At 39.5% G+C, this 5,999-nt stretch carries 6 protein-coding genes; all 6 read left to right on the top strand.

Annotation, left to right across the window (positions count from 1 at the left end; genetic code table 11):
* The first annotated feature begins 152 nt into the window (after nucleotides 1–152).
* Entirely contained in the window at nucleotides 153–1,565 is a 1,413-nt protein-coding gene (locus ACH2DQ_RS05755; protein ID WP_394914951.1) for a cation:dicarboxylate symporter family transporter, read from the top strand.
* Between the two features lie 288 nt (nucleotides 1,566–1,853).
* Complete coding sequence (locus tag ACH2DQ_RS05750; protein WP_394914950.1) at nucleotides 1,854–3,338, top strand: rhamnulokinase family protein; 1,485 nt, start codon at nucleotides 1,854–1,856, stop codon at nucleotides 3,336–3,338.
* A 92-nt stretch (nucleotides 3,339–3,430) separates the two neighbouring features.
* Complete coding sequence (locus tag ACH2DQ_RS05745) at nucleotides 3,431–4,129, top strand: class II aldolase/adducin family protein (RefSeq protein WP_394914949.1); 699 nt, start codon at nucleotides 3,431–3,433, stop codon at nucleotides 4,127–4,129.
* An 84-nt stretch (nucleotides 4,130–4,213) separates the two neighbouring features.
* Complete coding sequence (locus ACH2DQ_RS05740) at nucleotides 4,214–4,381, top strand: hypothetical protein (RefSeq protein ID WP_395025921.1); 168 nt, start codon at nucleotides 4,214–4,216, stop codon at nucleotides 4,379–4,381.
* Nucleotides 4,382–4,435: 54 nt separating this feature from the next.
* Nucleotides 4,436–5,623 (top strand): ABC transporter substrate-binding protein, encoded by a 1,188-nt coding sequence (locus ACH2DQ_RS05735; RefSeq protein ID WP_395025919.1) that lies wholly within the window; start codon nucleotides 4,436–4,438, stop codon nucleotides 5,621–5,623.
* 48 nt (nucleotides 5,624–5,671) lie between these two features.
* Nucleotides 5,672–5,999: carbohydrate ABC transporter permease (locus ACH2DQ_RS05730; RefSeq protein ID WP_394914947.1), on the top strand; the 328-nt coding region annotated here is incomplete at its 3' end.

The following is a 5,999-nucleotide window of genomic DNA, read 5'->3' as shown; positions in this document are numbered from 1 at the left end:
ACGTTACCGGTAATAAATCGGAAAAAATCTTGTCCATCGCTTGTGTGTATGTTACAATAGTGAAGTTGTATGTATCACCTTATTAATGGGTATTCTATTTGGATACAAGAAATGACGGAGTGATAAATCTTTCAATAAGGGAGTAGATAAGAATGGATAATGTATTTTTTAAAGAATTTTTAATGTTAAGTGACATTCGGACATTGCTTTGCCTGGGGCTTTTAGTCGTATTATTCATAGTGATGAACAGAATTCAAAAACGAAAAGTAAGTTTTTCCAAAAGAATGATTATCGGTACTGTGTTTGGATTGGTACTGGGACTGGTTGTACAGGCAGTATCCGGATTTGTAAGTCAGCCGATGGAAATTACTTTTGTTGCGGAAACTACGAAATGGTATGGCTTGTTTGGCAATGGTTTTATAGATTTGATCAGAATGCTGGTTGTACCCCTTGTTATGGTATCTATTATTCATGTAATCATCAATATGCAAAAGGATGCCAACATCGGAAAGTTGACGAAAAATACCATTGTGGTAACGATGGTGATGGTTATTATTGCTGTGGTTGTGGGACTGTGCGTAGGTGTTCTGTTCCGGGTTGGAACTGGAATGTCAACTACAGCGGAAGCAGTGGAAATGAAAGAAATTAAAACAGTGGTGGATACTCTAAGAGGGCTGCTGCCCGCCAATCCGGCTCAGGCGATGGTGGATGTAAATATTATCGCCCTGGTGATTTTTGCCGTATTTTTTGGTTTGGGTGCCAAAAGAATGTCAAAAAAATACTTTGATGTGGTAAAGCCGTTCTTTGACCTGATCAATGCACTTCATAAAATTATAATGAGTATTGCCATGACAATTATCAAATATATGCCTTATGCTGTTATTGCACTGCTGGCAAATACCATTGCTCAAAAGGGAATTGAAAGTATTCTGGAAGTGGGAATTTTCATTGCGGCCTTGTATACGGCAGTGGCAATTATGTTTGTGATTCAGCTGATTGCCCTGGTAATCTTTGGCGTGAATCCGGGGATATACCTTAAAAAAGGCATATCTGTTATGATTTTAGCATTTACTTCAAGGTCAAGTGTAGGCTCTCTGCCGCTTACCATTGAAACCCTCACCGATAAAATGGGTGTAAATGACGGTACAGCCAATTTTGTGGCCGGATTTGGAACAACAGCGGGTATGCAGGGATGTGCAGGAGTATTTCCGGCGCTGCTCCTTGTATTTGTAGCAAATGTAAATGGTATGCCCATAGATATTACCTTTATTGCAATGTCCATTATTGTTGTGACTTTAGGATCCCTGGGAATTGCAGGAATACCGGGAACTGCTACGATGGCGGCTTCCGTTGCCCTCTCGGGCGTAGGCCTGGCATCCTCCTTTCCGGTTGTCAGCCCGATTCTGGCAATTGACCCGATTATTGATATGGGAAGAACGCTCCTTAATGTAACTGGTTCTATGGTGAATGCGATTGTGGTGGACAGGACATTAGGGCAGATGGATATGGATAGATTTAAGGATATGAGTACGGAAGTGGTGGCGGAGAGTAAGAAAGAGGATTAATCGAATAAGGTATAGAATGTAAAGAAGAAGATGTGCCGGTAATGATATGGCATATCTTCTTTTTTTGTGATTATTATCTACCATTTATAATTATTTCGATATAATATAAGCGTATATTAACACTCTTTATGGCAAAATACAAGATAAAATTTAGTGATAATGCTTAAAAAATGGTAAAAAATAAAATATTAAAATATATATTGACAAAATTAAATTATGAATATAGAATAATATTATCGAAAAAGAAATAAAAAGCAATTTTCAACTTCAACAAGAGAGGAGTTAATCATGGGTGGAAAGATAGTAATTGCAGCGGATCTTGGTGCCAGCGGCGGTAAGATGGCGAAAGGATATTTTGAAGGAAACAAATTGTATGTAGATGAATTCTTTGACTTTCCAAATCGGCCTATGGAACTGAATGGAAACCTATATTGGAATTTGTTTGGCCTATATAACAGCATTTTAGAAGGGATGTCCTACTATGCAAAGGAACACGAGATTGAAGCGGTGTCTATTGACACGTGGGGAGCCAGTTATGGTCTGCTGGATAAAAGAGGAAGATTGTTGGAACCTGTATATCATTACAGAGATCTGCGGACCAGAAATTCGGTAGAAAATTTGTATAAGGTTTTACCGAAGAGAAAGCTTTTTGCAATGACAGGATGCCAGCCTAACAGGACTTATACACTTCCACAGTTATATTCTTACATAGAACATAACGATAAGATTCTGGATTTAGCGGAATGTATGCTGTTTTTACCGGATCTGCTGGAATATTTTCTCTCGGGTGTAAAATCTACAGAGCGGTCAATAGCAGGTACGTCAGGTATGCTGATGCCGGAGCAGAATGATTGGGCATTTCAGGTACTGGATACTCTTCGGATACATAACCGAATGCTGATGCCTCTGGTTGACGCAGGAACACAAAGAGGAACAGTTCTTAAGAATATTGCTGAAGCGACAGGAATGGGCAGGGCAAAAGTAATCGCAGCTGCAGGACATGATACAGCAGCAGCCGTTCTTGGAATCCCTGATTTCGGTATAAATCAGCTATACATCAGTATGGGAACCAATGTAAATATGGGAACAGAATTAATGAAAAGCAACCTATCGGAAAAAGCATATAGAGGCGGATATAAAAATGCCGGGGTTTTGGACGGTAGAAAGATTTTATACCGGGATTTTTCAGCATTTTGGATCCTGAACGAACTTCGCAGAATATGGCTCACGGAAGGGAAACATTATGATTACTCTGCAATTATGGAGATGGTAATAAACTGCGAATCAAAGCATGTTTACATTGATGTGGAAGAACCGTCCATAAATAATCCGGAAGGCAATATGAAGGATAAAATGAATCGATTTCTTGCCGGGACAGGACAGAAATTATTAAATGCGGATGCAGAATTTGCCAGATGCATCCTGGAAAGTATAGCGTTGAAGATAAAATACTGTTTTGAATATTTAAAAGATGAGCTTAGTATTCCTTTACATAGAGTTTCTGTAATAAACGGAGGCAGCCGCAATTACGTTCTGATGCAGATGATTAGTGATGCATTGGAGATGCCTGTTTTCTGTGGTATGCCATATGCTACCTTAACCGGAAATATACTTACTCAGTTTTATTCTCTCCAGGAAATAAAAACAGTGGATGAAATAAGAGAATTATCAGCACATTCTTTCGAAATGAAAGAATATCAGCCCCGGGCAGAGGAAAAAGCGATCTGGGATATGGATTTACAGAGCATGGTTGAAAAAGGGATATGTAAGTAAGTATAAGTTCATCTCAGGAGGGATGAAAGAAAAATAAAAGATAGAAAGGGCTTTATTGCAGTTTTTGCTGCAATATGCAGATGGGTGTAAACATGAACGAAGAAATGAAAGTAAAAATGCAAGAATCAGGAATTTCGGAAGAGGTGCTGGGTCAGGTACTGTTTGTAGCAAAACGAATGGATGAAAAAGGTCTTGTTAATTCTTTTGCCGGGAATATTTCGGCAAAATCAGATGGCAAAATCTATATCACGCCTACCGGGCAGAACAAAGGACTTTTGACACCGGAGAAAATAGCAGTGGTGAATTCAAATGGTGAGAGGATATGGGGAATGAAAGAGACATCGGAAATTATAATGCATTCCATGGCATATGATATTTGCGAAGCAAACGGCTGGGATGTGGGAGGTGTCGTACACAGCCACTCAAAAGTACTCACTGCATTTTCTATGGCAGGATTGGATGTGGAAACGGAGGCATTACCGGAAATGATGGGTAATTTCCACAAAATCCCTTGTGTTCCTTATGGTGCACCCGGAACAAAATTTATTATGACTATGGCGGAACCTTATTTTGCAGATGGTTATCGGATTGTTCTTCTGGGAAATCATGGGAGCCTGGCTGTAGGAAAAACGGTAGAAGATGCCATGAATGTGGTAGAAGCATGTGAATCTATTGCAGAGCAGATATTGATAACAAAATATCTTCTGGGGGGAGAAAATGCATTAGATAAGGATGAAGTTGCCAGATTTTTAGAAATATATAAGGAAAACAGAGAAAATCGAAGATTATAATAGAAGGTATTTGTGTTTTTGCCTGTCGGTAAAAATATGAGTATAAATAACAAAAACAGGATGTAAGTTAAAGGAGGAAAAGGTATGAAGTTCAAAAAGGCAGCAAGTATTTTATTAGCTTTATCAATGGTATTGGGGATGACAGCGTGCGCAGGCGGAGAAAAAGAAACATCGGGATCTGAAAAAGAATCAACTATCAAGGAAGAGACAGGAGCAACTAAATCAGAAACTCTTTCACAAGATGATACATAGGAAGCAAAATCAGAAACAGCAGATGCAGCTTCCGGGGAAGATACCACATTAACAATGTGGTCATGGTCCCCGATAACGCGTACTTGTGAAAAGATGCTGGATGCATTTGAAAAAGAAAATCCCGGAATCAAGATTGAATTTTCTTATTATAACTATGATCCGGAGTATTTGTCCGCCCTTTCGGCAGCAGCAGCATCGGACAGCCTGCCGGATATCATTGGTTTGCAGCCCGGATCGTTAACAGCGCAGTATGCGGACTATTTAATGGATTATTCTGATTATGCAGCAAAAGACTGGGGAGATAATTGGAAAGAAAACTATCCGGATATGATTGCAGACCAAATTCAAATGGGAAATAAAGATGGGGAAACCTCTAATTATATTCTGCCGGTTGAGGCGCAGATTATAAGTATCGTATATAACAAAAATGTTTTTGAGAAGTATAACTTAGAAATTCCTACTACATATGATGAATTTAAGGAAGTGTGTAAAACGCTCAATGATAACGGAGTGGCACCATTGTTCTTTGGCGGATCCAATGGCTGGCAGGCTGTAAATATGTTTACAATGTTGTGCTCTCAATTAGATACTACGATCTTTGATAAGGCACAGGCGGGAGAAATTAAATGGACTGATCCGAAGTTAGTTGAGGCTATGGGGAATTATAAGCTGATGTTTGACGATGGAATTTTCCAGACAGGAGCAATGTCTGCCGATGCCAACACGAATGGAACTCCTGCATTTGTATCAGATAATGCAGCTATGATGGTACTTGGTTCCTGGTGGTGTCAGGAATTTACTGCGGAAGATCCCGCAACTACAGTCGCCAACTGGGATTTTGGATTTTTCTATCTGCCTCCCATTGGAACGGCGGCAAAATCAGCAACTCCGGTTGGAGGTATCGATTTCGGATATGGTATAACAAAAAACTGCAAAAATCCTGATGCGGCATGGAAAGCCATTAAATCTTTTAGTTCCGGTGCCGGAATACAAGCATGCGCAGACGATGTAAACAACCTGCCTGCATTTAAAGGAATTGAACCTGAGAATCCAGAACTGAATCCGGAATTAGTAAATCAGTATAATTCTTTTGCCAAAGACCTTGACAGTGCTATGAACCAGCGAATCAGTGAACCGACAATAGAGACGGCACTCCAGAATGCTTTAGCAGGTGTCGGTTCAGGTGAATTGTCACCGGAAGAAGGCTGTCAGGCAGTTCAGGATGCACAAGATGCTCTTTAAAAAAAGGTATGCCAATTCGCTTCGCATGTCTGAAAGGAGAATCAATTTATGAGTAATGTGGCATCGAGTAAAAGGATAAAGAAAAAGTATAATATTCCCGGATATTTATTTATTCTCCCTTCTATATTATTCTTTGTATTTTATATTTTATATCCCATTGTCTTTGTTGGGTGGAGCAGCGTTTACGACTGGTCCACTCTCAAAAACATGACTTTTGTGGGAGTCGAAAATTATACAAAAATATTCAGGGATAAAGTTTTTTGGACAACTATGAGAAATTCATTGTACTGGATCATTACAACTGTTCCCATCCAGGCAGCGCTAGAGCGTGTTTTAAAATTAAAAGTTGCACAAAACAAATGTTTTGCATCTCCGT

The organism is Robinsoniella sp., from assembly GCF_034124845.1.
This window is presented reverse-complemented; position numbering and strand designations above follow the sequence as displayed.